We start from the raw sequence: 22417 nt of genomic DNA, 5'->3' as shown, positions 1-22417 counted from the left end.
GACCGAGCGCAGCCCGATGTTGCCGGCCGATCGAAGCAGGTCCGCCGCGCTGGCCTCAGCCTTCTTACGCGGGACGATCGCGGCGGGGCTCGGGCTCGGCTCGCTCGCCGTGCTGGTCACGGTGCTGTGGATCAGCTCCCCGGACCCGGACAGCGGCCCGGGCGGCGCCCTGCACGTCGCGGCCGGCCTCTGGCTCCTCGCGCACGGCGCGGAGCTCATCAGGTCCGACACCCTCGGCGGACACCCGGCCCCCGTCGCGACTGTCCCGCTGCTGCTCGTCGCCCTGCCGGTGTGGCTGGTGCACCGCGCCGCCCGGGACTCCGCGGAGACCGAGGAGGACCCTGCGGGGAGACACTCGGCGGTCGGGGCGTTCTGTGCGGTGAGCGCCGGATACCTGCTGGTCGCGATGGCCACGGCGGCGTACGCACAGGGCGGTGGGCTGCCTGCCGAGCGGACCTCGCTCGCCTTCCCGCTCACCGCCGTGGTGACGGGTGCGGCGGCGGCCGGGGTGTGGGCGGCGCGCGGGCGACCGCTGGGGCCCCTGCTGGCCTGGGCGCCGCTCGCGCTGCAGGAGGCCGCCGCCCGCGCCCGGTTCAGGGCCGGGGCGGAGACGGTCCTGCGGTCGGCGGCGGCCGGGGTGATGGTGCTGCTGGGCGGCGGGGCGCTGCTCGTCGCCGTGGCACTCGTCTGGCATGCGGGGCCGGCGCGGGAGTCGTTCCTGGCGCTGTCGGGTCACTGGGCGGGCAGGGTCTCCGTCCTGCTGCTGGCGCTGGCGCTCGTACCGAACGCGGCGATGTGGGGTGCCGCCTACGGGCTCGGTCCCGGCTTCTCCCTGGGTACGGCCGCCACGGTCACCCCGCTCGCCTTCGCGGGCCGGCCGGCGCTGCCGGACTTCCCGCTGCTCCACGCGGTCCCGTCCCAGGGCCCGGGGACGATGGCCAACTGGGCGGCCGTGGCGGTGCCGGTCGTCGCCGGCCTGACCGTCGCCCGCTTCACCGTACGGGGCGCGGCTCCCGTCCATGGGGAGCGGGACGACGCCTGGAGTGCGGGGGGCACGGCGCTGGCGGCGGTGCTCGCGGCCGTGGGCTGCGGCGCGGGGGCGGCGGTGCTCGCGGCGGCGTCGGGCGGTCCGCTGGGGACGGGGGCGCTCGCGGAGTTCGGTCCGGTGTGGTGGCTGGTGGGTCCTGCCGCTCTCGCCTGGACGGCCGTGATCGGTGTGCCCGCGGCGCTGCTGCTCAGGACATGGAGGCTGCGGGAGCACCGGTGGGGATGGCGGCGGGTCCTGACGGAGAAGGGGAACGAGGAGGACAAGGCGGAGAGGGAAGAGCGGAAGAAGGCGGCGAAGGCGGAGAAGCGGGCGGGAAAGGAGGCCCGGGCGCGTTCCGGGAAGGAGCCGGGGGAGGGGATGCCGGGCGCGGACGCCGATCCGTACGACTTCCTGTCGGCCGACCCGTGGCACGCGGACGGCGCGAGGAAGGCCCGCTGGGCCGCGCTCCGGAAGGCTTCCGGCGGTCTGATGGCGGACTTCCCGGCCGACCGGAGCGCCGACCCGGATCGCGGTCAGCGGCCCGATTCCAGTCCGGGCCACGCTCCCGGCCCCGGCCCAGATCCGGGACCCGGAAACGGACCCGAACACGTATCGGGAGGCGGAAGGGCGACCGGCCGGGTCCCGGATGCCGAGGGGCACCGGAATCCGGCCGGGGAGAGCGGAGCCTGACCGTCGCTCCGGAGGCTACTTCTTCACGCCGAAGAACGGCTCCAGCGGCTCGGGCAGCAGATCGTTGCAGGCCAGGGCGCCGGACTTGGTGAGGGCGTCGTTCACGCACGTGTAGTAGTCGCGGTAGACCAGCTCGACCGTGAAGCTCGTGGCGACGATCGTCAGCGCGAGCAGCGCGGTCACCAGGCCGCTCACGGCCGCCGCCGTCTGCTGCCGGCCGGTGATCTGCCCGCCACCGGGAACGGCGCCGGGAACGGCACCGGCAGCTCCGCCAGGGGCGGTTCCCGCAGCGGTGCCGGACGGCGCGGTGGGGGCAGGGGTACGGTCCTGTGCCCCGCCGGGCGCCGCGGCCTTCCGCGGCCCCGTGCGCAGGGCGCTGATCGACCAGTACACGGCGAGGGCGCCGAGGAGCAGGGCGATCTCGGGGAAGTCGAAGAGGGCGAAGAAGAACGCCCACATGCCGCCCAGTACGGCGTAGCGTGCGCGCCGCTGAGCAGGATCGGTGGGGTCCCAGCGCATTCCACCGGGGCTGCCGTCGGGGCCGCCCTTGCCGCCCTGCCCGCCGGTGCCTCCGGGACGGCTGCCGAAGCCGCCGTTCTGCCGGCCCGGCTGCTGGTCGCTCCACCTGCTGCCCCAGACGGGGCGGTCGCCGGACGAGCCGTCACCGCCGCTCTCGTTCCCCGCCCCGGGGGAGGGGTGGCGGGGCTGCCAGGGCTGGTCGGGCCGGTCCTCGGGCGGCGCCGCGAACGGGTTGTCGTCCGAGGACGGCGAGGAGGAACCCGAGGCCGGGGCGGAACCCGAGGCCGGAGCGGAACCCGCATCCGAGGAGGAACCGGAATCCGGGGCGGAAACCGCGTCCGAGGAGGAACCGGACGCCCGCGAGGAGTCCGGCGCCGAGGAGGACTCCGGCGAGGAGGAGGGGTCCGGCGACGAGGGCCGGCGCTCCCGCATCAGCGCGGAAGTCCGCTCGGGCAGCGGGTGGCCAAAAGCGGTGCGGAGGCGGTCCGGCATGTGGTGAACGTCTTCCCCATCTCGTCATGTCCGCCCTGAGGACGGTTGCCTGTCACCTGACGCTACCTCCCGGCCGCGCCCCCGTCCCGTGGGGGCCGCCGGGTGTGCCGGTATCGTTGCTGACGGTCGGCCCGTTCGTAGAGTTCCCCGTATCAAGGGGCGAGATTCTTTCGTACGACCATACAAACGCAACTTCGGTACATCGCACCTGCCTTACCACGCGAGAAAGGGCCCTGCTGTGGCCTCCCCGCCCCCCTCCGCCGCTCCGGCCCGTCTGGTCGTGCTCGTCTCCGGCTCCGGTACGAATCTGCAGGCGCTGCTCGACGCGATCGGCGACGACCCCGAGCGCTACGGTGCCCAGGTCGTCGCTGTCGGCGCCGACCGCGACGGCACCGTCGGACTCGAGCGCGCCGAGCGTGCCGGGCTTCCCACCTTCGTGTGCAAGCTCGGCGCCCACGCGAGCCGCGCGGAGTGGGACGCCGCGCTGACCGCAGCCGTGGCGGAGCACGGTCCGGACCTCGTCGTGTCCGCGGGATTCATGAAGATCGTGGGCAAGGACTTCCTCGCCGAGTTCGGCGGCCGGATCGTCAACACCCACCCCGCCCTGCTCCCCAGCTTTCCCGGTGCCCACGGGGTGCGTGACGCGCTCGCGTACGGCGTGAAGGTCACCGGGTGCACCGTCCACTTCGTCGACGACGGCGTCGACACCGGTCCGATCATCGCGCAGGGCGTGGTCGAGGTGACCGAAGAGGACACGGCGGAGGGCGAAGCCGCTCTCCACGAACGCATCAAGGAAGTCGAGCGCAAGCTGCTCGTCGAGGCCGTAGGGCGGCTCGCCCGCGACGGCTATCGCATTGAGGGACGAAAGGTTCATCTCGGTCATGTCGGTGAATAAGCCCATCCGCCGCGCCCTGGTCAGTGTCTACGACAAGACGGGGCTCGAAGACCTCGCCCGCGGTCTGCACGAGGCGGGTGTCGAGCTGGTCTCCACCGGCTCCACCGCCGGGAGGATCTCTGCCGCCGGAGTGCCGGTCACCAAGGTCGAGGAGCTCACCGGCTTCCCCGAGTGCCTCGACGGCCGCGTCAAGACCCTGCACCCCCGGGTGCACGCAGGCATCCTCGCCGACCTGCGTCTGGACGCCCACCGAGAGCAGCTCGCCGAGCTCGGCGTGGAGCCGTTCGACCTCGTGGTCGTCAACCTGTACCCGTTCAAGGAGACCGTCGCCTCCGGCGCCTCCGACGACGAGTGCGTGGAGCAGATCGACATCGGCGGTCCGTCGATGGTCCGCGCCGCTGCCAAGAATCACCCGTCCGTGGCCGTCGTGACGAGCCCGGGGCGGTACGCCGACGTCCTGGCCGCGGTCAGGGCCGGCGGCTTCGACCTGACCGCACGCAAGCGGCTCGCGGCCGAGGCCTTCCAGCACACCGCCGCGTACGACGTGGCTGTCGCCGCCTGGTTCGCGGACGGTTACGCCCCCGCCGACGACTCGGGCTTCCCCGACTTCTCCGGTGCGACCTTCGCGCGCAAGAACGTCCTGCGCTACGGCGAGAACCCGCACCAGCCCGCCGCGCTCTACACCTCCGGCGCGGGCGGCCTCGCCGAGGCCGAGCAGCTGCACGGCAAGGAGATGTCCTACAACAACTACACGGACACGGACGCCGCGCGCCGTGCCGCCTACGACCACGCCGAGCCGTGCGTCGCGATCATCAAGCACGCCAACCCGTGCGGCATCGCGATCGCGGACGACGTGGCCGAGGCGCACCGCAACGCGCACGCCTGCGACCCGCTGTCGGCCTTCGGCGGTGTCATCGCCGTCAACCGTCCGGTGACCGTCGAGATGGCCGAGCAGGTCGCGGAGATCTTCACCGAGGTCATCGTCGCCCCGGCGTACGAGGCCGGCGCGGTCGAGGTCCTCGCCCGCAAGAAGAACATCCGCGTACTGCGCTGCCCCGACGCCCCGGCCTCCACGGTCGAGGTCAAGCCGATCGACGGCGGCGCGCTCCTCCAGGTCACCGACCGGCTCCAGGCCGACGGCGACGACCCGGCCAACTGGACCCTCGCCACCGGTGAGGCGCTCCTGGCGGACGAGCTCAGGGAGCTCGCCTTCGCGTGGAAGGCCTGCCGAGCGGTCAAGTCCAACGCGATCCTGCTCGCCAAGGACGGCGCCTCCGTCGGCGTCGGAATGGGCCAGGTCAACCGCGTCGACTCGGCCAAGCTCGCCGTCGAGCGGGCCGGTGAGGAGCGGGCGCGCGGTGCGTACGCCGCGTCGGACGCCTTCTTCCCCTTCCCCGACGGCCTGGAGATCCTCACCGCCGCCGGCATCAAGGCCGTGGCCCAGCCGGGCGGCTCGGTCCGCGACGAGCTCGTCGTCGAGGCCGCGAAGAAGGCGGGCGTGACCATGTACTTCACCGGGACGCGCCACTTCTTCCACTGAGGTCCCGGCGCGGACCCGGCGAGGACCCGCCGTAGTCGCCGCAGGCCGTGCCCGCTCCGGGTACGGCCTGCGGCATGTCCCGGCCTACGGAAGTCGGTCGCCCCTCTGTTCTAATGAATGGCCTTCGCCGGGCCGCAGCCTGCGGGATCGGTGCGGTCGGCAGTGACCAGTGAGGGAATTCCGTTGCGGGGGCATCGTTGCTTGAGCTGAACCAGAGCGGGACGGACGTGCCCGGGGACCAGAACGGCGACAAGAACGGGGACGAGGCCGGGAACGGCACGCCGGAGACGGCCGCCGGCCCGCCGCACCCGGCACCGCTGCGCCCCTGCCTGATCGTCGCCGCCCTCCTGTGCACGCTCTACTTCCTTTACGGCTACCTGCGGTACAGCCACTTCCAGTCGCCCTCCTGGGACCTGGGGATCTTCGAGCAGGAGGTCCGCGCGTACGCCGGGCTGAACGCTCCGGTCGTCGACATCAAGGGCCCCGGCTACCTCATCCTCGGCGACCACTTCAGCCCGCTGGTCGCGCTCCTGGTCCCGCTCTACTGGATCTGGCCGTCCGCCGTCGCCCTGCTCTTCGCGCAGGCCGCCCTGTTCGCCGCCTCCGCCGTCATCGTCGGGCGTACCGCCCAGCAGCTCCTGGGCGGCCGTTCCGGCCTCTGTGTCACCGTCGCCTACGGGCTCTCCTGGGGCCTCCAGGAAGCCGTGAAGGCCGACTTCCACGAGATAGCGCTCGCCGTCCCGCTGATCGCACTCGTCTGCCGGGCCCTGCTCCTGGAGCACTCGCGGGCCGTCGTCCTCTGGTCCCTCCCCCTGGTCCTGGTCAAGGAGGACCTCGGGGTCACCGTCGCGGTCGTCGGCGCCCTCCTCGCCCTCCGCGGGCGGCGGGTCCAGGGCTTCCTGCTGGCGGCCTACGGAGTGTTCGCGTTCGCGCTGACCGTCCTCGTCCTCATACCCGCGGCCAGCAGTGCGGGGACGTACGACTACTGGAAGAAGATCGACAAGGACGGTGAGCGGGAGGTCTCCCTGCTCGACTCCGTCCTCGGCGCGCTCGGCTCCTCCGTCAAGGTGGAGATGCTGATCTTCCTGGTCGGCATCACCGCCTTCATGGCGCTGCGCTCCCCGCTGCTCCTGCTCGTCGTGCCCACGCTCGGCTGGCGTCTGCTGTCCCAGGACGCCAACCACTGGGGCATGGTCTGGCACTACAGCGCGATCCTCATGCCCGTGGTCTTCCTGGCCATGGCCGACGGCATCCGCCGTAGCCGCGCCTCGAAGCGGCCCTGGCTGGTCTCGTACGCGAACGTAGCCGTCCCCGTCGCCACCGCGATCGCCGTGGCCCTCACCCAGCACCTTCCGCTGCGCGAGCTGCTGCGCCCGGAGACGTACAGCGCCGACGCGCGCACCGCTGCGGCCGAAGAGGCGCTGGACGCCATTCCCGTGGGTGCGCGCGTGGAGACCGACATCACACTGATGGCGCACCTGACCGGTGACCGCACGGTCTACTGGGTCGGCGGAGCCCCGGGGACCGCGCCCGATGTCGTCGCGATCAACCTGGACTTCGGCTGGTCGATGCCGATCGACGACCCGGTGGCGTACGCCGAGCAGCTCCATCCCGAGGCGCGCTACCGGCTCAAGCACCGGTCGGGTTCCTTCGTCGTGATGGAGCGGACGACGCCGGTGCCCGGAAAGGGCTGAAGGCCGCACACCCGCGGGTGCGGGTGTCACGGCCTTCGTGCGAGGAGCGCCGGCGCGCCCGTCAGTACTGCGGCTGCTGCTGCCGGTTGAACCACGCACCGCCGTCGGACTTCGCGACGAAGACGATGATCAGGACGGCGAGAACCGTGTGGACGAGCCCGATCACGAGGAACGGGTAGATGCCGAGGATCGCGGTGATCACGCCGAAGACGATGGTCGTGATGCGCAGCCCGTTGCCGCCCTTCCCGAACTTGGCGGCGAGGACGACGGCGAAGACTCCCCACAGGACCGCGAAGGCGACGATGCCCCACAGAGCGTTGCCGGAGTAGTCGGCGAGCTGCTGGAACTGGACGTCCTCCTTCAGGGTCGCGTCGTTCTTCGCGGCGTTGACGGCCGCGGCGGCGATCGCGAATATGATCGCGCCGATGACCTGCAGACCGGCGATCACATAGAGCATGACGCGCGCGGACTTCACTCCGCCGGGCATCTCCGTGGGAACGCCCGGGTAGCCGTAACCGCCCTGGACCGGCGGTGCCTGCGGGTAGCCGTAGCCCTGCTGCGGGACTCCCTGGGGGGCCTGCTGCGGATAGCCGTAGCCCGGCTGCTGCCCGCCCGGCTGCTGGCCGTAGGGGTTGTTGGGGTCGCCGAAGCTCATGGCTAGTTTCCTCCGTTGCACTGTGCGGGGACGACGCGGCCCGGGCGGAGGAACGCTGCGCAATCTGAACGGCTGGTCCCCCCGACACTGTCCGCGGTACTGCGCGCCTCATCGTCGTCCTGACATCGGCTTTCTGTCCAGCCGATTGCCGATTGTGTTGTGCAAGTGCAACCAAGCGTCCACCTGGCAACCCGGAATTGGTACGCGGGCGGGGTCATCCGCGAGGATGGGTGCCATGACTGCCCAGATTCTCGATGGCAAGGCCACCGCAGCTGCGATCAAGTCCGATCTGACCGTCCGCGTGGCGGCCCTCAAGGCGCGGGGAGTCACACCCGGCCTGGGGACGCTCCTCGTCGGCGACGACCCGGGCAGCCGGTGGTACGTCAACGGCAAGCACCGCGACTGCGCCGAGGTCGGCATGGGGTCCATCCAGCGCGAACTCCCCGGCACCGCCACCCAGGAGGAGATCGAGGACGTCGTACGGGAGCTCAACGCCGACCCCGAGTGCACGGGCTACATCGTGCAGCTCCCCCTTCCCGAGGGGATCGACACCAACCGCGTCCTGGAACTGATGGACCCGGCGAAGGACGCCGACGGGCTGCACCCGATGAGTCTGGGCAAGCTCGTGCTGAACGAGTCCGGCCCGCTGCCCTGCACCCCGCAGGGAGTCGTCACCCTGCTCCGCCGTCACGGTGTGGAGATCAACGGCGCGCACGTGGTCGTCGTCGGCCGCGGCGTCACCATCGGGCGGCCGCTTCCGCTGCTGCTGACCCGCAAGTCCGAGAACGCCACGGTCACCCAGTGCCACACCGGCACCCGCGACCTCTCGGCGCACCTGCGCCGGGCGGACATCATCGTGGCCGCCGCCGGTGTCGCCCACCTGATCAGGCCCGAGGACGTGAAGCCGGGCGCGGCCGTGCTGGACGTCGGCGTCAGCCGCGACGAGAACGGCAAGATCGTCGGCGATGTGCACCCCGGTGTGGCCGAGGTGGCCGCCTGGGTCGCGCCGAACCCCGGGGGTGTCGGCCCCATGACCCGCGCCCAGCTGCTGGTCAACGTGGTCGAGGCGGCCGAACTCGCCGCCGAGGCCGCTGCCCCGGCTGCCGGCTGACCGGGACCGGAAGGAACGCCATGGGTGCTGGTACGAGTGCGGCGGACGGTTCGCACGCCCCCGATGCGGCCGAGGACGCCGACGGCGGGTCCGAGGAGAAGGCCGCCACGGGTACGGCCGGTGAGCCGGGCGGCACGGCCGAGGCCGGTGAGGGCAGCGGCTCCGAGGGCAGCGCCTCGACCCGGGCGCCGTCGCGCCGCTTCTCACTGACCCACGACACCGCCCGCCCCGAAGGCGGCGGCCGGGCGGCACCGGGGGACGCGCCCGCCCCCGCGCGGCAGTGGCCGCTGCTCACGGTGCTCTGCACCGCAGGGGCCGGACTGCTGATCGTGGGGACCGATCCCTTCACCGAGGCCTTCCGGATCGGGGCGGTGCTGATCGGCGTGGCCCTCGTCGCGGGTGCGGTGCTGCGCTGGGCCGTTCCCTCGGTCGGCATGCTGGCCGTGCGGTCCCGGTTCACCGACATCGTCACGTACGGCCTCATGGGCGCGCTGATCGTGCTGCTCGCGCTGATGGCGCAGCCCGAGCCGTGGCTGCATGTCCCGATCCTGCAGGACGTCGTGCACTTCACGATCCGCTAGGACACCGCCGGCCCCCCGCGCCGGGTGGCCGGCCGCCGGAAGTGATGGTGGTGTCCGTCCCCTCCCCCGAGGAGGGACGGACACCGGACGGCGCGTACCGGTGCGAGAAGCACCGTGGTGAGGCGACGTGAGCGGCCTTGCCCCGTCCTGCCTCCAGGGTCATGTACATGAGGTCCCTGGATCAAGGGATGCCTGGGGCCTGTGGCACGGAAGTGACCATTCCGCCACCGTGTGACCGCCCGGCAACGATGTGCGAGGGCCTGCGCGACCCGCACTGCCGGGCAGGCCGCTTCGCCACGCCGGACGGGTGGGGAGCCCCGGATGCGGTACGTGACCGGTTGTGCGCGGTCCCACAGGGGGGCGGGCAGCCGGGAAGGTGCGGGTCGGATAGCCTGACCGCTGGATATCTCTTCACGTCAAGATTCAGAGGTATCCCACACCAGGGGCAGGGACCCCCACCGCCAGCTGTCTAACGGAGATCGCCATGACCCGCACTCCCGTGAATGTCACCGTGACCGGCGCAGCCGGCCAGATCGGCTACGCGCTGCTCTTCCGCATCGCCTCCGGCCACCTGCTCGGCCCGGACGTGCCGGTCAACCTGCGACTCCTCGAGATCCCGCAGGGCCTGAAGGCCGCCGAGGGCACCGCGATGGAGCTCGACGACTGCGCCTTCCCGCTGCTGCGCGGCATCGAGATCACGGACGACCCCAACGTCGGCTTCGCCGGTGCGAACGTCGCCCTCCTGGTCGGCGCGCGCCCGCGCACGAAGGGCATGGAGCGTGGTGACCTGCTCTCCGCCAACGGTGGCATCTTCAAGCCGCAGGGCAAGGCCATCAACGACAACGCCGCGGACGACATCAAGGTCCTCGTCGTCGGCAACCCGGCCAACACCAACGCGCTCATCGCGCAGGCCGCCGCCCCGGACGTACCGGCGGAGCGCTTCACGGCGATGACCCGTCTGGACCACAACCGCGCGATCTCGCAGCTGGCCGCCAAGACCGGCGCCGCCGTCTCCGACATCAAGCGGCTGACGATCTGGGGCAACCACTCGGCGACCCAGTACCCGGACATCTTCCACGCGGAGATCGCGGGCAAGAACGCCGCCGAGGTCGTCAACGACGAGGCATGGCTGGCCGACACCTTCATCCCGACCGTCGCCAAGCGCGGCGCCGCGATCATCGAGGCCCGTGGCGCCTCCTCGGCCGCCTCCGCGGCCAACGCCGCCATCGACCACGTGCACACCTGGGTCAACGGCACGGCCGAGGGCAACTGGACCTCGATGGGTGTCCCGTCGGACGGTTCCTACGGCGTCCCCGAGGGCATCATCTCCTCCTTCCCGGTCACCACGAAGGACGGCACGTACGAGATCGTCCAGGGCCTGGACGTCAACGCCTTCTCCCGTGCGCGCATCGACGCGTCGGTGCAGGAGCTCACCGAGGAGCGCGACGCGGTCCGCGAGCTCGGCCTGATCTGATCCGGCACGCCTGAAGGGGCGCCCCGGGCAGCACACGCTGCCGGGGGCGCCCCTTCGCGCGTACGGGCCCGGCCGTCGCGCGGCCGTCCGGAGGAGCGGGCGCCGTCAGTGCTTGATGTCACCGGGCGTGTAACGGCCGGGCACCTGACGGGTGGTCACACCGAAGCGGTTCCACGCGTTGATCACCGTGATGGCGGCGATCAGCTGAGCCAGCTCCGCCTCCTCGAAGTGCTCGGCGGCCTTCGCGTACACCTCGTCCGGTACGAAGCCGTCGGTCAGGACCGTCACCGCCTCCGTCAGCCCGATCGCCGCCAGCTCCCGCTCCGTGTAGAAGTGCCGCGACTCCTCCCAGGCGCTGAGCTGGACGATCCGTTCGACGGACTCGCCCGCGGCGAGCGCGTCCTTGGTGTGCATGTCCAGGCAGAGCGCGCAGCGGTTGAGCTGCGAGGCGCGTACCTTCACCAGTTCGAGCAGCGTCGGGTCGAGGCCCTTACGGGAGGCCACGTCGAGGCGGACCATGGCCTTGTAGACATCGGGGGCGAGCTGGGCCCACGCGAGACGGGCGGGGTGCTCGGGGGCGTGACCGGTAGGCGTGTGCTGGTGTTCACGGGGTGTCATGCCTAAGACGCTACGGCGCGGTTGGCGCAGCGGTATGGTCCATTTCCATGACGGATTCCTGGGCCGCTTTCGGTGCCGACCTGCACCTCGAACCCGTCGGCGCGGGGCTGCGCAGCGGGCTGATGGGGGCGCTGAGGGAGGCCGTGCGCACGGGGCGGCTGGCCCCCGGCACCAGGCTGCCCTCGTCGCGGACGCTCGCCGCCGACCTCGGGGTGGCCCGCAACACCGTCGCCGACGCCTACGCCGAGCTCGTCGCCGAGGGCTGGCTCACCGCGCGGCAGGGCTCGGGGACCAGGGTCGCCCGGCGTGCCGCCGCCGCGGCCGCGCCCGCCGCGCGGACGCCGCCGTCACGGCAGGCGCGGCGGCCCGCTCACACCCTCGTGCCCGGATCGCCGGACCTCTCCTCGTTCCCGCGCGCGCAATGGCTCAAGGCCGCCCGGCGCGCGCTCACCGCCGCCCCGGACGAGTCCTTCGGGTACGCCGATCCGCAGGGCCGCATCGAGCTGCGCACCGCACTGGCGGAGTACCTGGCGCGGGCACGCGGGGTGTACGCCGACCCCGGACGCATCGTGATCTGCTCCGGGTTCGTCCACGGCCTGATGCTGATGGGACAGGTGATGCGGCAGCGCCGGGTGCGGGAGACGGCCGTCGAGTCGTACGGGCTCGACATCCACCGGGATCTGCTGGCCCGGTCGGGACTGCGCACCCCGTGCCTGCCCGTGGACGGGCTCGGCGCCGTCACCGGGGAGCTGGGCGGGATGCGGAGTGTGGGCGCGGTGCTGCTGACCCCCGCGCACCAGTTCCCGACCGGCGTCCCGCTCCATTCCGGGCGGCGGACCGCGGTGATCGACTGGGCGCGGTCCACGCAGGGGCTGGTCCTGGAGGACGACTACGACGGGGAGTTCCGCTACGACCGGCAGCCGGTGGGCGCGCTCCAGGCCCTCGATCCGGAACGGGTCGTCTACATGGGGACGGCCAGCAAGTCGCTGGCGCCCGCGCTGCGGCTGGGCTGGATGGTGCTGCCGCGGGGACTGGTGGGGGAGGTGGAAGCGGCGAAGGGCGGTATCGGCTGGACGTCCGGGGTGCTGGAGCAGCTGGCGCTCGCGGAGTTCATCGCGTCGGGGGCGTACGACCGCCATGTGCGTGCGATGCGGCTGCGCTACCGGCGCCGCCGCGACCAGCTCGTCGAGGCACTCGCCGAACGGGCCCCGGCCTTCCGGGTGAGCGGGATCGCGGCCGGGCTGCACGCCGTGCTCGAACTCCCCGAGGGCACCGAACAGGCGGTGGTCCAGGCAGCGGCCTGGCAGGGGCTCGCCCTGGAGCGGCTCTCGCGCTTCCGGCATCCCGACGTTGACGGCCGTGAGGGGCTGGTGATCGGCTACGGATCTCCGTCGGAGAGCGGATGGGCGGGTGCCCTGGAAGCGCTCTGCCGGGTGCTGCCGTAGGCGCGGACGCCCGTACGTGCGGGGGCGACGGGTGCACCGGATTTCAGCCGAGACAGTCATGCATCTAATCTGACTGCAAGTTCGGTGGCTGACTGGCAGCCCCATGTCTCGCGGTACGACGGGGGAGAACAGAACATGGACAGGCGCAGGCTGAGGTCGGGCACCGTGATGCTCGGCGGCATGGGGGTGCTCGCGGCGACGCTCACCTCCTGCGGGTCGGAACCGGACAGGCGGTGCGTGGACCCGGTGACCCAGGAGATCCTGCCGAGCTACGAGTGCAGTGACAGCAGCGGCAGTGGTTCGTACTACTACGGCGGCAGCAGCTCCGGCAACCGGGTCTCCGGAGGCAGCTTCAACAAGTCCGCGGTCGAGAGCGGCGGATTCGGTTCCTCCGGGTCCAGCGGCGGCTGAGACGTCGTGGAGCGTCGCACCGTCGAGCCGCGGCCCGGCTGGCAGGAGACCGTCGAGGAACAGGGGCTGATCTACCCCCTGACCCGTTACCCGGACGGAACGCTGCGCCCGTACTGGGACGAGAGCGCCTACTACGTCTTCTCGCTGCCCGAGGTCGAAGCGCTGGAAGAAGTCGTGGAGGAGCTCCACACCATGTGCCTGGCCGCGGCCGCGCACATCGTCGAGCACGACCGCTTCACCGATCTGGGCATCACCGACCGCCGGCTGGCGGGACTGGTCGCCGAGTCCTGGCGGCGCCGCGACGAACTCCCCTCCCTGTACGGCCGGTTCGACCTGCGCTACGACGGCGGTGGCCCGGCGAAGATGCTGGAGTACAACGCCGACACCCCCACGTCGCTGGTGGAGGCCGCCAGCCCCCAGTGGTTCTGGATGGAGGAGCGCTTCCCCGGCGCCGACCAGTGGAACTCCCTGCACGAGCGCCTCGTCGGCGCATGGAAGCGGCAGGCGGCGCTGCTGCCGCCAGGACCCCTGCACTTCGCCCACTCCGACGGCGACGAGCTGGGCGAGGACCTGATGACGGTCGCCTACCTCCGTGAGACCGCGGCACAGGCCGGGATCGACACCGAGGCGCTCTCCGTCGAGAGGATCGGCTGGGACCGTCTGACCGGCCGCTTCGTCGACGAGAAGCTCCGCTTCATCCGCAGCTGCTTCAAGCTCTACCCCTGGGAGTGGCTGACGACCGACCGGTTCGGGCCGCACGTCCTGGACACCCTCGACAACGGGGGCGGCACCGGCACCACCTGCTGGATCGAGCCTGCCTGGAAGATGCTGCTCTCCAACAAGGCGCTGCTGGCCGTCCTGTGGGAGCTGTATCCAGGGCACCCCAATCTGCTGCCCGCCTACCTCGACGGCCCCAGGGAACTGGCCGCCGAGCAAGGCGCGGGCTACGTGGCCAAGCCCCTGCTCGGCCGCGAGGGCGCCGGAGTCACGCTCCACGAGCCGGGCAGCGCACCGGTGCTCCGCGACGAACCCTGCTGCTACCAGGAGCTCGCGCCGCTCCCCGACTTCGCGGGCAACCGCGTCGTGCTCGGCGCCTGGGTGGTCGAGAACGAGGCCGCCGGGCTCGGCATCCGGGAATCGGCGGGTCCGGTCACGGACGAGTACGCCCGCTTCCTGCCCCACGTCATCCTCTGACCCCCGTCCCGGGCGGGCCCGGGCCTTTCGTCCGGGTCGGGCCTGAATTCGCGCCCTGACCCGGACGAGACCCCTAGCCCGCCAGGACGCCGCGGAGCTGGTCCAGGCCCCAGTCCAGGTCCTCCTTGCTGATCATCAGCGGCGGGGCGATCCGGATCGTGGAGCCGTGGGTGTCCTTGACCAGCACGCCGCGGTCCATCAGCTTCTCCGAGATCTCCCGGCCCGTCCCGAGCTCCGGGGCGATGTCGACGCCCGCCCACAGCCCCCGGCCCCGCACGGCCTTCACCGCGCCCCCGCCGGCCAGCAGCCCGAGCTCGCGGTGCAGATGGTCACCCAGCTCCGCCGCCCGCTGCTGGAACTCACCGGTGCGCAGCATCGCGATCACCTCCAGGGCCACGGCGCACGCCAGCGGATTCCCGCCGAACGTGGATCCGTGCTCGCCGGGGCGGTGGACACCCAGCACCGCGGCCGACGAGACCACGGCCGACACCGGCACGACACCGCCGCCCAGCGCCTTGCCCAGCACGTACATGTCGGGTACGACGCCCTCGTGCTCCAGCGCGAAGGTCCGGCCGGTGCGGCCGAGCCCCGACTGGATCTCGTCCGCGACGAACAGCACGTTCCGTTCCCGGGTCAGCTCCCGTACCCCGGCGAGATAGCCCGCCGGCGGCACCAGCACGCCGGCCTCGCCCTGGATCGGCTCCATCAGGACCGCCACCGTGTTCTCCGTCATCGCGGCGGCGAGCGCGGTCAGGTCCCCGTACGGCACGATCTCGAACCCGGGTGTGTACGGACCGAAGTCGGCCCGCGCCTCGGGGTCCGTGGAGAAGCTGATGATGGTGGTCGTCCTGCCGTGGAAGTTGTCGGCGGCGACGATGATCTTGGCCATGCCGTCCGGGACGCCCTTCACGCGGTAGCCCCACTTGCGCGCGGTCTTCACGGCCGTCTCCACAGCCTCCGCCCCGGTGTTCATGGGCAGGACCATCTCCATGCCGCACAGCTCGGCGAGCTGCGTGCAGAAGTCGGCGAACCGGTCGTGGTGGAAGGCGCGCGAGGTCAGCGTCACACGCTCCAGCTGGGCCTTGGCGGCGTCGATCAGGCGCCGGTTGCCGTGGCCGAAATTGAGCGCCGAATAGCCGGCGAGCATGTCCAGGTACCGGCGGCCCTCGACATCGGTCATCCAGGCGCCGTCCGCCGAGGCGATGACGACCGGCAACGGGTGGTAGTTGTGCGCACTGTGCGCCTCGGCGGAGGCGATGGCGTTCTCCGTGGTCGACACGGGATCTCCGTTCGTCGTGCGGCGTGGGCGGGGTGTGCCCACTTTGTATCGTCGGTCGCGCCACGGCCGGGGAAACCTCCGCCGCGCGGCGCGCCCCTCGTGCGCCCCTGCCGCGATTCCCCCGCCGCCTGCCGCGGTCCGCCGTCGGCGGGCCCCCGTGCGCCCCCGGTCTTCGCCGCACCGGCTGCCGGAGATCCCTTCCGCACCTGAGACAATGGGTCCATGGCCTCTGATCGACCCCGCGTGCTCTCCGGAATCCAGCCCACCGCAGGCTCGTTCCACCTCGGCAACTACCTCGGCGCGGTCCGCCAGTGGGTGGCGCTGCAGGAGTCCCACGACGCCTTCTACATGGTGGTGGACCTGCACGCGATCACCGTCCCGCAGGACCCCGCGGAGCTGCGGGCCAACACCCGGCTCGCCGCCGCCCAGCTGCTGGCCGCCGGGGTCGACCCCGATCGCTGCACGCTCTTCGTCCAGAGTCATGTGCCCGAACACGCCCAGCTCGGCTGGATCATGAACTGCCTCACCGGTTTCGGCGAGGCGTCCCGCATGACCCAGTTCAAGGACAAGTCCGCCAGGCAGGGCACCGACCGGGCGACCGTGGGCCTCTTCACCTACCCGATCCTCCAGGTGGCCGACATCCTGCTGTACCAGGCCAACCAGGTGCCGGTCGGCGAGGACCAGCGCCAGCACATCGAGCTCACGCGCGACCTCGCCGAGCGCTTCAACGGCCGCTTCGGGCAGACCTTCACCGTTCCGTCGCCGTACATCCTCAAGGAGACGGCGAAGATCTTCGACCTCCAGGACCCGGCGGTCAAGATGAGCAAGTCGGCGTCCACGCCGAAGGGCCTCATCAACCTCCTGGACGACCCGAAGGTCACCGCCAAGAAGGTCAGGAGCGCGGTCACCGACACGGACACCGTGATCCGCTTCGACGCGGAGAAGAAGCCCGGCGTCAGCAACCTCCTGACCATCTACTCCACGCTCACCGGCACCGCCGTCGCCGATCTGGAACAGAAGTACGAGGGCCAGGGCTACGGCGCGCTCAAGACCGACCTCGCCGAGGTCATGGTGGAGTTCGTCACCCCCTTCCGCACCCGTACGCAGGAATACCTGGACGACCCGGAGACGCTGGACTCGCTCCTGGCCAAGGGAGCGGAGAAGGCCAGGACCGTCGCCGCCGAGACGCTGGCGCAGACCTACGACCGCATGGGACTCCTGCCCGCGAAGCACTGAGTCCCAGGACCCTGGCGAGATGACGGCCCAGGGGTCACACTGACGTCGGCACGCGTGCCGGCACGACCGAAAACCGACCATCGACGATTGAGGAGAACGATGTGGGGACCGTAACGCTCGGCGTTTCGATCGCGGTCCCGGAGCCCTACGGCAGCCTGCTCCAGGAGCGGCGCGCGAGCTTCGGGGACCCTGCCGCATACGGCATTCCCACCCATGTCACCCTTCTCCCGCCGACCGAGGCCGCGGCGGCCGACCTGCCGGCGATCGAGGCGCACCTCGCCCAGATCGCCACGGCCGGCCGCCCTTTCCCGGTGCGGCTGTCCGGGACGGGCACCTTCCGGCCGCTGACGCCGGTCGTCTTCGTCCAGGTCGTCGAGGGCGCCTCGGCCTGTTCCTGGCTCCAGGAGCGGATCCGGGAGGCCTCGGGCCCCCTGGTCCGCGAGCTCCAGTTCCCGTACCACCCACACGTGACCGTGGCGCACGGCATCGCCGAGGAGGCCATGGACCGCGCGTACGAGGAGCTCTCCTCGTACGAGGCGGCCTGGACCTGCGGTTCCTTCGCGCTGTACGAACAGGGCGCGGACGGCGTCTGGCGCAAGATCAACGAGTTCCCGTTCCGGGCGGGCGGCGGGACACCCGCCGTACCCGTCCAGGGCGGCTGCTCCGTGGACCAGCCCTCTCTGCGGTCCTGACCCCCTCGGCGGCACGGCCTACCGCACCGGAAGCCGCCGGAACAGCGGACGCGGCACGTGCCGAAGGGCCGACATCACCACCCGCAGGGCGCCGGGCACCCACACGGTCTCCGAGCGCCGCCGCAGGCCCGTCACGATCGCGTCCGCGACCGCGCCCGGAGTCGTCGCGAGCGGTGCCTCCTCGCGTCCGGCCGTCATGCTCGACCGTACGAAGCCGGGGCGCACGACCATGACGTGCACCCCGGTCCCGTGCAGGGCGTCGCCGAGCCCCTGCGCGAAGGCGTCCAGGCCCGCCTTGCTGGAGCCGTAGATGAAGTCGGCCCGCCGGGCGCGTTCACCCGCCACCGAGGAGAGCACCACCAGCGAGCCATGCCCCTGCGCCTGGAGTGCGCCCGCGCACACGAGGCCGGCGGAGACCGCCCCCGTGTAGTTGGTCTGGGCGACCCGGACCGCCCGGAGCGGCTCCTCCTCGTCGCGCGCCTGGTCGCCGAGGATGCCGAAGGCCAGCAGCACCATGTCGATGTCGCCCTCGGTGAAGAGCTTCCCGAGCACCTCTTCGTGCGACGCGGAGTCGAGCGCGTCGAAGGCGACGGTACGGACGTCGGCGCCCAGCTCGCGCAGTTCGGCGGCGGCCCGCTCCAGGGCGGGGGAGGGCCGTCCGGCCAGCCGGACCGTGCGCGTGCGGCGGGCGATCAGCCGGCGCGCGGTGGCCAGACCGATCTCCGAGGTGCCGCCGAGGACGAGCAGGGACTGCGGGGCACCGAAGGCGTCCTTCACAGGGAAACTCCTAGCGACGATGACAGAGCGGGAGGTCGGGAAAGGGAGCGCGACGCGAGGCGGGAGCACGAGGCCGGCCCCCGGGACAGGGGCGCGGGGGTCAGAGCGCGAGGCGGCGGGACAGGTCGGACCGGAAGGCACCGCCCGGATCCAGCTCCTGGCGCAGGGCCCGGAAGGCGGGCAGCCGCGGGTACATCGCGGCGAGCACGTCGGGCCGCAGCCGCGCGTCCTTCGCCAGGCAGACCCGGCCGCCGGCCGCCGCCACCTCCTCGTCGAGACCGTCCAGCAGGCGTGCCAGGCCGGGCAGGCCGGCGGGCAGCCCGAAGGAGAGGGTCCAGCCGGGCGCCGGGAACGAGAGCCAGCCGGTACCGCCCTCGCCGAACCGCTTGAGCACGGCGTGGACGGCGGGACAGCGGCGCGTCGAGAGCCGCCGGACGATGCGGTACAGCGTCTCCCCGTGCCTGTCCCCGACGGTGAACTGGTACTGCACGAAGCCGCCCCGGCCGCAGGGGCGGTTCCCGTGCCCGAAGGCGTCCATGGGGTGGAAGAACGAGGAGATCTTACGGAGCTCCCCGGTGCGGGACAGGGGAGCTCCGCGGTGGCGGAGCTCGTTGAGGAGCGCCGCGGAGGCCCGCCCGAGCAGCCCTTCCGGAAGGAAGGCAGGGGCCGTGGGCAGGTGCAGCGGGCGGAACACCAGCGGTGTGCGCTGGGCGTGCGCCGGGAGTGCGTCGAGGGGTGCGTGCTCCCCCCGGGTGAGGACGGCACGGCCCGTCGCCCTTCCTTGTGCCAGGAGATCGATCCGGGCCGCCGCGTACGGGGCGCTGCCGGCGGTCGAGGCGAGGCGGGCCATCGCCTCGTCCAGATCGGCCGCCCGCTCGGTGTCGACCGACATCAGCGTCGTGGCGACGGGACGGAGGGCGAGGGTGGCGGAGAGGATGACCCCGGTCAGCCCCAGACCACCCGCCGTCGCGTCGAACAGAGCGGTGCCCGGCAGCACCGTGCGCACCTCGCCCTCCGCCGTCAGCAGCTCCAGGGCGCGCACGTGCCGGGCGAAGGAACCCGCGGTCAGGTGGTTCCTGCCGTGGATGTCGGAGCCGATCGCCCCGCCGACGGTGACATAACGGGTGGCGGGCGTGACGGGGAGGAACCAGCCGAGCGGCAGGAGCACCCCCATCAGGCGGTGCAGGCTCACCCCGGCGTCACAGACCACCGTGCCCGTGACGGCGTCGACCGACCGGATCCGGTCCAGCGCGGTCATGTCGACCACCGAACCGCCCGCGTTCTGCGCGGCGTCACCGTGGGCGCGGCCCAGTCCGCGGGCGACGACCCCGCGTGGCCCGCGGCCCCGTACGGCGACCACGGCCTCTTCGTACGTGCGGGGGCGGAACCGCAGCGCGGTCGTCGGGGCGGTGCGGCCCCAGCCGGTCATGGACACCGTGTCGACAGACATGACGTGACCGTATAGCCCGCGAAAACCCTTTTGAGGGATTTGTTACAGCACTCACCGAAATGGGTGACCCGTCCACCGGGACGTCCCGGGGAACGGTTTTCTGCGCCCGGGAGGGTACGCGTACGTCATGGACTGGCTGAAAAAACTACCCGTCATCGGGCCGCTCGTCGCACGGCTCATGGAGACGCACGCCTGGCGCTCCTACGAGACGCTGGAACGGGTCCATTGGACGAGGCTCGCCGCGGCGATCACCTTCCTCAGCTTCCTCGCGCTCTTCCCGCTGATCGCGGTGGGTGCGGCGATCGGTGCCGCCCTGCTCTCCACCGAGCAGCTGGACACGATCAAGGACAAGCTCGCCGAACAGGTCCCGGGGATCTCGGACCAGCTCGGCATCGACAACCTGGTGGCGCACGCGGGCACGGTCGGACTGGTCGCCGGTGTGCTGCTGCTCTTCACCGGCATCGGCTGGGTGGGCTCGATGCGGGAATGCCTGCGCGCCGTCTGGGAGAAGGACGACACGGACGAGGGCAACCCGGTCGTCCGCAAGCTCAAGGACGCCGGTCTGCTGCTCGGTCTGGGCGGCGCGGCGCTCGTGACCCTGGCCGCCTCCACGGCCGGCTCCACCGCCATCGGCTGGACGGCCGACCTCCTGGGCATCCCCGGAGGCGGCGCGGGAGGTGTGCTGCTCCAGGTCGCGGCCCTGGCCGTGGCGGTGTTCGCCGACTTCCTGCTGCTGATCTACCTGCTGACCCTGCTGCCCGGCGTCGAGCCGCCGCGCCGGCGGCTGATCGTCGCCGGGCTGGTCGGCGCGGTCGGCTTCGAACTGCTCAAGCTGCTCCTGGGCAGCTACATGAAGGGCGTCGCGTCGAAGAGCATGTACGGCGCCTTCGGGGTGCCCGTCGCGCTGCTCCTGTGGATCAACTTCAGCGCGAAGCTGCTGCTGCTCTGCGCCGCCTGGACGGCGACGCCGAGCAAGGAGGAACCGGCCGCAACCGTCAGCGACGAGGAAGACGGCGCACCAGGTCGGGAAGCGGCCAGCGCCGGTTGACCAGGAACACCCCGGCCGCCAGGACCACCAGCAGTCCGCCGACGATCGACAGCGCGATCCAGACCCCGCTGGAGCCCGCGGGGGCCGTGGCGGTGGCCGCCTGCTTGTCCTCCGCCTCGCTGGAGCCACCGGCCGGCCGGGCACCCTTCCCGGTCCCCGTCGCAGCCGACCTGGGAGGCACCAGCTCGCCGACCGGGGTCACCTTGCCGCTCGACGCGAAGCCCCAGTCCAGCAGGCTGGCGGCCTCCTTGTAGACGGCGTGGCTCTCCTCGGACGACGGGTTCATGACGGTGACGAGGAGCACCTTGCCGTCGCGTTCGGCCACTCCCGTGAAGGTGTTGCCGGCATGCGTGGTGTAGCCGTTCTTGACACCCGCGATGCCCTTGTACGGCTCCACCCCGATGTCACCGGTGATCAGCCGGTTGGTGTTCTGGATCCCGAAGACCGCGCGCTTCTTGCCCTTCTTCTTCTCGCCGGGGAACTGCGCGGTGGCCGTCGCGCTGTACTCGCGGAAGTCGGCCTTCTGGAGACCGCTGCGGGCGAACAGGGTGAGGTCGTACGCGCTGGAGACCTGGGTCGGGGCGTCGTAGCCGTCGGGCGAGACGACCTTCGTGTCGAGGGCCTGCAGTTCCTCCGCGTGCCGCTGCATCGCCGCGACCGTCGCGTCCACGCCGCCGTACATCTCGGCCAGGACGTGCACCGCGTCGTTGCCCGACTGCAGGAACACACCGAGCCACAGGTCATGGACCGTGTAGGTGTGGTCCTCCTTGACGCCCACGAGGCTGCTGCCCTCGCCGACCCCGGCGAGCTCCTCCTCGGTCACCATGTGGGTCATGGTCTTCGGCTGCAGGGCGGGCAGGACCGTGTCGGCGAAGAGCATCTTGAGGGTGGAGGCGGGCGGCAGCCGCCAGTGGGCGTTGTGGGACGCCAGCACCTCGCCGTTCTCCGCGTCCGCGACGATCCACGACCTGCCGGTGAGCTTCTTCGGCAGGACCGGTGCGCCGGGGCCCAGCTCGACCTGGGTGCCCACCTCGCCCAGGCGTTCGCCGCCCACGGTCGACATCGGACCCGTCGGCTTCGGCTGTTTGTCGTCGGTCTTGTCCCTGTCGGCCGCCCTCGCGGGACCGACGACACATACGGACAGCAATGCGGCAGCGAGGACCGTCACTACGGTCTTTTTCAGAGCAGGCACGGTCGGAAACGTACAGGGCGTGGATGAGGATGGGGACCCGGATGGCCTGACCCGCCGTATGTACCGCCGGGACAGCCCACCCCGGGCACCCGGACTCGAACGCGGCGGCGATACTGGGTCCATGAAGCTCAGCCGCCCCGTCTCCTGGTTCCTGCTCGCCTTCGGGGTGTGGAGCTGGTTCATCTGGATCACTTTCGCCAAGAACTTGTGGAAGGACGGCAGCGGGCTCGCGTTCGACGACGCCGGTGAGCCGACCGCGTACTTCTGGGTCCACCTGCTGCTCACCATCACGTCGTTTCTTCTGGGGACGGCCGTCGGAGTCATCGGGTTCCGTGGTGTCAGGGCATTGCGGTCCGAACGCACATGACAAGCCGGGCAAAGGCGAGAGTCCGGACAG

Annotated in this window: 21 protein-coding genes; 14 read left to right on the top strand and 7 right to left on the bottom strand. The window is 71.7% G+C overall.

Annotated features, from left to right (window positions below):
• Positions 1–16: 16 nt before the first annotated feature.
• Positions 17–1717 (top strand): DUF6350 family protein, encoded by a 1701-nt coding sequence (locus AB0F38_RS19100; protein WP_361894390.1) that lies wholly within the window; start codon positions 17–19, stop codon positions 1715–1717.
• Between the two features lie 15 nt (positions 1718–1732).
• Here the strand turns inward: AB0F38_RS19100 and AB0F38_RS19095 are convergent, their stop codons facing one another.
• Positions 1733–2728, bottom strand: a complete 996-nt coding sequence (locus AB0F38_RS19095; RefSeq protein ID WP_361894256.1) for a hypothetical protein — start codon at positions 2726–2728, stop codon at positions 1733–1735.
• Positions 2729–2966: 238 nt separating this feature from the next.
• On the opposite strand from AB0F38_RS19095, the gene purN reads away from it, so the two are divergent.
• From purN to AB0F38_RS19080, 3 genes are all read left to right on the top strand, one after another.
• Positions 2967–3623 (top strand): phosphoribosylglycinamide formyltransferase, encoded by a 657-nt coding sequence (gene purN / locus AB0F38_RS19090; protein ID WP_361894253.1) that lies wholly within the window; start codon positions 2967–2969, stop codon positions 3621–3623.
• Complete coding sequence (purH, locus tag AB0F38_RS19085; protein ID WP_361894250.1) at positions 3610–5163, top strand: bifunctional phosphoribosylaminoimidazolecarboxamide formyltransferase/IMP cyclohydrolase; 1554 nt, start codon at positions 3610–3612, stop codon at positions 5161–5163. The genes purN and purH overlap by 14 nt, the downstream gene beginning before the upstream one ends.
• Before the next feature lie 197 nt (positions 5164–5360).
• Positions 5361–6857 carry a DUF2079 domain-containing protein gene (locus AB0F38_RS19080; protein WP_361894247.1) on the top strand — a complete coding sequence of 499 codons (1497 nt, stop codon included), beginning with the start codon at positions 5361–5363 and terminating at the stop codon, positions 6855–6857.
• Positions 6858–6918: 61 nt separating this feature from the next.
• On the opposite strand, the gene AB0F38_RS19075 is transcribed toward AB0F38_RS19080, so the two are convergent.
• Positions 6919–7512, bottom strand: coding sequence for a hypothetical protein (locus tag AB0F38_RS19075; RefSeq protein WP_361894245.1), 594 nt, complete (start codon positions 7510–7512; stop codon positions 6919–6921).
• Positions 7513–7747: 235 nt separating this feature from the next.
• On the opposite strand from AB0F38_RS19075, the gene AB0F38_RS19070 reads away from it, so the two are divergent.
• The 3 genes from AB0F38_RS19070 (at position 7748) to AB0F38_RS19060 (ending at position 10678) form a co-directional block, all read left to right on the top strand.
• Positions 7748–8623: a bifunctional methylenetetrahydrofolate dehydrogenase/methenyltetrahydrofolate cyclohydrolase gene (locus AB0F38_RS19070; protein ID WP_361894242.1), complete on the top strand. Its 876-nt coding sequence runs from the start codon at positions 7748–7750 to the stop codon at positions 8621–8623.
• A 20-nt stretch (positions 8624–8643) separates the two neighbouring features.
• The gene (locus tag AB0F38_RS19065; protein WP_361894239.1) at positions 8644–9204 is read left to right on the top strand and encodes a DUF3017 domain-containing protein; all 561 of its coding nucleotides are present in this window, start codon (positions 8644–8646) and stop codon (positions 9202–9204) included.
• Positions 9205–9688: 484 nt separating this feature from the next.
• Positions 9689–10678, top strand: coding sequence for a malate dehydrogenase (locus AB0F38_RS19060; protein ID WP_361894236.1), 990 nt, complete (start codon positions 9689–9691; stop codon positions 10676–10678).
• 105 nt (positions 10679–10783) lie between these two features.
• On the opposite strand, the gene AB0F38_RS19055 is transcribed toward AB0F38_RS19060, so the two are convergent.
• On the bottom strand, positions 10784–11296 hold the full coding sequence (locus AB0F38_RS19055) for a carboxymuconolactone decarboxylase family protein (protein ID WP_361894233.1): 513 nt from the start codon (positions 11294–11296) through the stop codon (positions 10784–10786).
• A 47-nt stretch (positions 11297–11343) separates the two neighbouring features.
• Here AB0F38_RS19055 and AB0F38_RS19050 point away from each other — a divergent pair, with 47 nt between their 5' ends.
• The 3 genes from AB0F38_RS19050 to AB0F38_RS19040 all read left to right on the top strand — a co-directional run bounded on the left by AB0F38_RS19050 (position 11344) and on the right by AB0F38_RS19040 (position 14346).
• Positions 11344–12741, top strand: coding sequence for a PLP-dependent aminotransferase family protein (locus tag AB0F38_RS19050; RefSeq protein WP_361894230.1), 1398 nt, complete (start codon positions 11344–11346; stop codon positions 12739–12741).
• A gap of 135 nt (positions 12742–12876) precedes the next feature.
• Positions 12877–13152, top strand: coding sequence for a hypothetical protein (locus AB0F38_RS19045; protein ID WP_361894228.1), 276 nt, complete (start codon positions 12877–12879; stop codon positions 13150–13152).
• 6 nt (positions 13153–13158) lie between these two features.
• Positions 13159–14346: a glutathionylspermidine synthase family protein gene (locus AB0F38_RS19040; RefSeq protein ID WP_361894225.1), complete on the top strand. Its 1188-nt coding sequence runs from the start codon at positions 13159–13161 to the stop codon at positions 14344–14346.
• Positions 14347–14419: 73 nt separating this feature from the next.
• Here the strand turns inward: AB0F38_RS19040 and rocD are convergent, their stop codons facing one another.
• Positions 14420–15625, bottom strand: a complete 1206-nt coding sequence (gene rocD, locus AB0F38_RS19035; RefSeq protein ID WP_361894222.1) for an ornithine--oxo-acid transaminase — start codon at positions 15623–15625, stop codon at positions 14420–14422.
• A 222-nt stretch (positions 15626–15847) separates the two neighbouring features.
• Here rocD and trpS point away from each other — a divergent pair, with 222 nt between their 5' ends.
• Together trpS and AB0F38_RS19025 are read left to right on the top strand one after the other, a co-directional pair.
• A complete protein-coding gene (gene trpS, locus AB0F38_RS19030; RefSeq protein ID WP_361894219.1) occupies positions 15848–16861 on the top strand; it encodes a tryptophan--tRNA ligase in 1014 nt (337 codons plus the stop codon).
• 101 nt (positions 16862–16962) lie between these two features.
• A complete protein-coding gene (locus AB0F38_RS19025) occupies positions 16963–17553 on the top strand; it encodes a 2'-5' RNA ligase family protein (protein WP_361894216.1) in 591 nt (196 codons plus the stop codon).
• A gap of 18 nt (positions 17554–17571) precedes the next feature.
• Here the strand turns inward: AB0F38_RS19025 and AB0F38_RS19020 are convergent, their stop codons facing one another.
• Both AB0F38_RS19020 and AB0F38_RS19015 read right to left on the bottom strand, forming a co-directional pair.
• Positions 17572–18330, bottom strand: a complete 759-nt coding sequence (locus AB0F38_RS19020; RefSeq protein WP_361894213.1) for a decaprenylphospho-beta-D-erythro-pentofuranosid-2-ulose 2-reductase — start codon at positions 18328–18330, stop codon at positions 17572–17574.
• A 100-nt stretch (positions 18331–18430) separates the two neighbouring features.
• Entirely contained in the window at positions 18431–19780 is a 1350-nt protein-coding gene (locus AB0F38_RS19015; RefSeq protein WP_361894210.1) for an FAD-binding oxidoreductase, read from the bottom strand.
• 127 nt (positions 19781–19907) lie between these two features.
• Here AB0F38_RS19015 and AB0F38_RS19010 point away from each other — a divergent pair, with 127 nt between their 5' ends.
• Positions 19908–20828 carry a YihY/virulence factor BrkB family protein gene (locus AB0F38_RS19010; protein ID WP_361894208.1) on the top strand — a complete coding sequence of 307 codons (921 nt, stop codon included), beginning with the start codon at positions 19908–19910 and terminating at the stop codon, positions 20826–20828.
• Here AB0F38_RS19010 and AB0F38_RS19005 read toward each other — a convergent pair.
• The gene (locus AB0F38_RS19005; RefSeq protein WP_361894205.1) at positions 20776–22020 is read right to left on the bottom strand and encodes a serine hydrolase; all 1245 of its coding nucleotides are present in this window, start codon (positions 22018–22020) and stop codon (positions 20776–20778) included. The two genes, AB0F38_RS19010 and AB0F38_RS19005, sit on opposite strands and share 53 nt — an antisense overlap.
• A 121-nt stretch (positions 22021–22141) precedes the next feature.
• Here AB0F38_RS19005 and AB0F38_RS19000 point away from each other — a divergent pair, with 121 nt between their 5' ends.
• Positions 22142–22387, top strand: coding sequence for a hypothetical protein (locus AB0F38_RS19000; protein WP_361894202.1), 246 nt, complete (start codon positions 22142–22144; stop codon positions 22385–22387).
• Positions 22388–22417 lie beyond the last annotated feature (30 nt).

Source organism: Streptomyces sp. NPDC025273 (assembly GCF_040638585.1).
Taxonomy (GTDB): domain Bacteria; phylum Actinomycetota; class Actinomycetes; order Streptomycetales; family Streptomycetaceae; genus Streptomyces; species Streptomyces cinereorectus.
Note: the sequence above shows the minus strand (reverse complement) of the source record. Positions and strands in the feature narration are given on the sequence as shown.

Excerpts from the sequence above, each read along its gene's own strand:
- AB0F38_RS19010 (WP_361894208.1), top strand. The coding sequence starts at position 19,908 with ATGGACTGGCTGAAAAAACTACCCGTCATCGGGCCGCTCGTCGCACGG.
- AB0F38_RS19050 (WP_361894230.1), top strand. The coding sequence starts at position 11,344 with ATGACGGATTCCTGGGCCGCTTTCGGTGCCGACCTGCACCTCGAACCC.
- purH (WP_361894250.1), top strand. The coding sequence starts at position 3,610 with ATGTCGGTGAATAAGCCCATCCGCCGCGCCCTGGTCAGTGTCTACGAC.
- AB0F38_RS19015 (WP_361894210.1), bottom strand. The coding sequence starts at position 19,780 with ATGTCTGTCGACACGGTGTCCATGACCGGCTGGGGCCGCACCGCCCCG.
- trpS (WP_361894219.1), top strand. The coding sequence starts at position 15,848 with ATGGCCTCTGATCGACCCCGCGTGCTCTCCGGAATCCAGCCCACCGCA.
- AB0F38_RS19075 (WP_361894245.1), bottom strand. The coding sequence starts at position 7,512 with ATGAGCTTCGGCGACCCCAACAACCCCTACGGCCAGCAGCCGGGCGGG.
- AB0F38_RS19095 (WP_361894256.1), bottom strand. The coding sequence starts at position 2,728 with ATGCCGGACCGCCTCCGCACCGCTTTTGGCCACCCGCTGCCCGAGCGG.
- AB0F38_RS19045 (WP_361894228.1), top strand. The coding sequence starts at position 12,877 with ATGGACAGGCGCAGGCTGAGGTCGGGCACCGTGATGCTCGGCGGCATG.
- AB0F38_RS19000 (WP_361894202.1), top strand. The coding sequence starts at position 22,142 with ATGAAGCTCAGCCGCCCCGTCTCCTGGTTCCTGCTCGCCTTCGGGGTG.
- AB0F38_RS19070 (WP_361894242.1), top strand. The coding sequence starts at position 7,748 with ATGACTGCCCAGATTCTCGATGGCAAGGCCACCGCAGCTGCGATCAAG.
- AB0F38_RS19055 (WP_361894233.1), bottom strand. The coding sequence starts at position 11,296 with ATGACACCCCGTGAACACCAGCACACGCCTACCGGTCACGCCCCCGAG.
- AB0F38_RS19060 (WP_361894236.1), top strand. The coding sequence starts at position 9,689 with ATGACCCGCACTCCCGTGAATGTCACCGTGACCGGCGCAGCCGGCCAG.
- AB0F38_RS19100 (WP_361894390.1), top strand. The coding sequence starts at position 17 with ATGTTGCCGGCCGATCGAAGCAGGTCCGCCGCGCTGGCCTCAGCCTTC.
- AB0F38_RS19065 (WP_361894239.1), top strand. The coding sequence starts at position 8,644 with ATGGGTGCTGGTACGAGTGCGGCGGACGGTTCGCACGCCCCCGATGCG.